The following is a 3,359-nucleotide window of genomic DNA, read 5'->3' as shown; positions in this document are numbered from 1 at the left end:
TAAAAAAATATTATGTGATATTATGATAGGACTAACAATTGCAGGATTCGATCCTTCAGGAGGAGCAGGAATAAGCACTGACATAAAAACAATGGCAGCACATGGTGTTCATGCATGTGCAGCAGTCACTGCACTCACTGCACAAAACCCTAAAAAAGTGTTTTCTGTTGAACCTGTTAGCACTACATATATCTCTGAGCAGATAGATTCTATTTTTGATGAGTATGCTATCAAATACTCAAAGACAGGCCTATTATACTCAAAGGAAATCATTCAACTTGTAAGTAAAAAGGTCGGCGAATACAATTTAAGCATAGTTGTTGATCCAGTGATGGTAGCTAGTGCAGGAGATGCACTTGCGAAGATGGAAATAGCTGATGCTTTAAAAAAATATCTTCTTGAAAAAACACTTCTTGTAACTCCTAATGTGTCTGAAGCAGAAAAACTATCAGGAATGAAAATTGAAACTGTGGAAGATGCAAAGGAAGCAGCATATAAGATTGGAGAATTTTGTAATGTGATGATTACTGGTGGACATCTTAATGGTACAAACATTATTTACAATAAGGAAAAAGATGAATTAAGCACTTTACATCAGGACCTAATAAAATCTGAAAACTTACATGGAACAGGATGCAGTTTATCTGCTGCAATTTGTGCAAATCTTGTTTTATTAAACGATAATGATAAAAACAGCAAAGATGAAGATAATTTAAAAATAGCTATAGAAAAATCCACAAAATTCATTTATGAAGCTGTTAAAAACGGTAGATACGGTACTTTAAATCCTAATTTTAATTCAAAATTATTATAAAATAAAAATAGCACTCTCTTTTTAAAAAATAAAAATAAAAAATAGCTAACTCTTTTTAAAGAATTAAAGAAAAATAAAAAAAGAATTATCACTATAAAAGTGATAAATTTTTGTAACAAATTTAAAACTTGTTATTTTTAGGGTTCCCAAACTCCTAAGAGCTTTTCGACTTCATCTTGGAAATCCAGGAACTCTCTTGATTCTCTTTGACGAGGTCTTTCAAGAGGAACCTCTACTACGTCTTTTATTCTACCTGGCCTTTTATCCATAATCACAATCTTGTCTGCCAAATAGACCGCCTCATCAACATCGTGAGTGACGAAAAGAATAGTAGTCTCAAATCTTTTCCAAACTCCAATCAACTGTTCCTGCAAGGTATGCCTATTCAACATGTCAACTGCTGAAAACGGTTCATCCATAAGCAAGACAGGAGTGTGGTTCAATAAGGAACGGATAATAGCTACCCTTTGCTTCATACCACCTGAAAGCTCATGAGGATAACTGTATTTAAAGTCAGCCAATCCCACTCTTTCAAGATATCTTTCAGCAGCAGCAAGATTCTCTTCCTTACTGTTTTCACCAGATAAGTTTAATCCAAACATTACATTATCTAAAACATTTAACCAAGGGAATAAAGAATATTGCTGGAAAATGAACCCTCTTTCCTTAGAAGGACCTTCTACAAGTTCCCCTCTATCGTAAATCTCACCTTCATCAGGTTCTTCCAAACCTGCAACCATTCTTAAAAGGGTTGTTTTTCCACAACCGGAAGGCCCTAAAAGACAGATAAGCTCTCCATCATCAACATGCAAATTGACATCCTTTAAAGCCATGAAATCTTTATCTTTAGTAATAAATGATTTAGAAACATTTTTTATATCAATTGCCAATATAAACACCTTTTAATAATAACTGAAACTGGTAATTTCTCTTATTTCTCTAATAATTACCAGAATATTCTATCTTGTGCCTTTCTAAATCCATAATCAAATAAAATACCGATTATACCAATAATAATCATACCAACTACAACAGTTCCTGGCTGGAACAATTGACTTGCAGTCAAGATCATATAACCTAATCCTCTGCTTGAAGCAATCATCTCAGCGGATACGGTACACATCAATGCTATACTTACACCTACCTTAAGCCCTGATACAATGTAAGGCAATGCGGAAGGAAGCACGATTTTAGTCAAGATATTCCAATTGTTAGCACCTAAGGTTTGAGCAGCTTCAATCAATACCTTATCGGTTCTCTTTACACCGTCAATGGTGTATACAAGCACTGAGAATACACAACCAATAAAGATAACGAATACTGCAGATGATAATCCTATACCAAACCATAAAATGGAAAATGGAATCCATGAGATAGGTGGAATAGGCCTTAAGATACTAATGATCAAGGAACTTAATCTATCTAAAGTTTCATACCATCCAAGAATTATTCCTAAAGGAATTGCAACTGCTGATGCAAGGATAATACCTGAAAATACTTTTACAAGAGTGCTTGAGGTATGCATTAACAATTTTCCATTGCTTATTAAAGTCCAAGCCGCAGTGAATACATTTAAAGGACTTGGTAAAATATAGTATGGAATCAAATGCAAACCATCAGTAAGCAAATACCAAATAATAAGAAGTATTGCCGGTACGATAAATGGTAATAATTCTTTCTTAATATCCATTAAATCACTATCTTAAATTGTTTTAATATAATTTATTAACTAACAATCATCATCAGAAATCAGGAAAAAAATCAATGATAATTAATTAATGAATTATATCATTCATATATTAATAATTAACTTTCTTTAATATATATAATTTAGCATTTAAAAAAAGTCAAGTATAAATGAAAATAAAAAAATTGAAAATAAATAAGAAAATTAAAAAAAAATAGAAAATAAGAATTGCTCAAATAGAGCAAGTCTTATAAATTATAAATCTGCGAAGATTTGGTCTTGAGTTAAAGGTTTTTGTAAAAGACCTAATTTTACTTCAAGATCCATGAATGCCATTACATTTTGTTTGTAACTGCTGTCTAAACCAGAAATGAAAGTAGTGTCTTTGATTACACTTGCTTGCAAGTCTTTATCAGGAACAATGTCTTCAGGTAAGCATTGAGCTGCTTCTGCAGGGTTTTCATTAGTGAATGCAGTTGCATTTTCATGAGCAGCTAAGACTTTTTTCAATTCTTCAGGATGATTGTTTATGAAGTCTTCTCTTGCTACAACACAACAACATGGGTGACCAGGAATGATTTCTCCACTGGTTTCAACTAATTTACCGTCACCGTTTTTAACAGCAATGGAAGCATATGGTTCCCAAATGATCATAGCGTCAACTTGACCAGCTTTTAAAGCGTCAGTCATTTGAGCAGCTTTCATGGTAGTGAATTCAACATCACTGGTTTTAACGCCAGCTTGAGTTAAAGCAGAGGTTAAAAGCATGTTTTGAATGGTTGCTTCACCAGGAGTTGCAACGGTATTGCCTTTTAAGTCAGCAACAGTGTTGATTCCACTGTTCTTATTAGCTACAAT

The 3,359-nt window shown here is 33.1% G+C and carries 4 protein-coding genes; 1 reads left to right on the top strand and 3 read right to left on the bottom strand.

What is annotated here, in order from left to right:
* Window positions 1-22: 22 nt before the first annotated feature.
* On the top strand, window positions 23-814 hold the full coding sequence (thiD, locus tag IJI80_RS08130; protein ID WP_292789307.1) for a bifunctional hydroxymethylpyrimidine kinase/phosphomethylpyrimidine kinase: 792 nt from the start codon (window positions 23-25) through the stop codon (window positions 812-814).
* A gap of 137 nt (window positions 815-951) precedes the next feature.
* Here thiD and IJI80_RS08125 read toward each other — a convergent pair whose 3' ends face one another.
* From IJI80_RS08125 to IJI80_RS08115, 3 genes are all read right to left on the bottom strand, one after another.
* Window positions 952-1,704 (bottom strand): ABC transporter ATP-binding protein, encoded by a 753-nt coding sequence (locus IJI80_RS08125; protein ID WP_292789304.1) that lies wholly within the window; start codon window positions 1,702-1,704, stop codon window positions 952-954.
* 56 nt (window positions 1,705-1,760) lie between these two features.
* Window positions 1,761-2,504 (bottom strand): ABC transporter permease, encoded by a 744-nt coding sequence (locus IJI80_RS08120; protein WP_292789301.1) that lies wholly within the window; start codon window positions 2,502-2,504, stop codon window positions 1,761-1,763.
* A gap of 252 nt (window positions 2,505-2,756) precedes the next feature.
* Window positions 2,757-3,359: ABC transporter substrate-binding protein (locus tag IJI80_RS08115; RefSeq protein WP_292789298.1), on the bottom strand; the 603-nt coding region annotated here is incomplete at its 5' end.

The sequence above is a fragment of the Methanobrevibacter sp. genome, from assembly GCF_017432245.1.
GTDB lineage: Archaea > Methanobacteriota > Methanobacteria > Methanobacteriales > Methanobacteriaceae > Methanobrevibacter.
The sequence above is the reverse complement of the archived record's forward strand: the minus strand, read 5'-3'. Positions and strand labels throughout refer to the sequence as shown.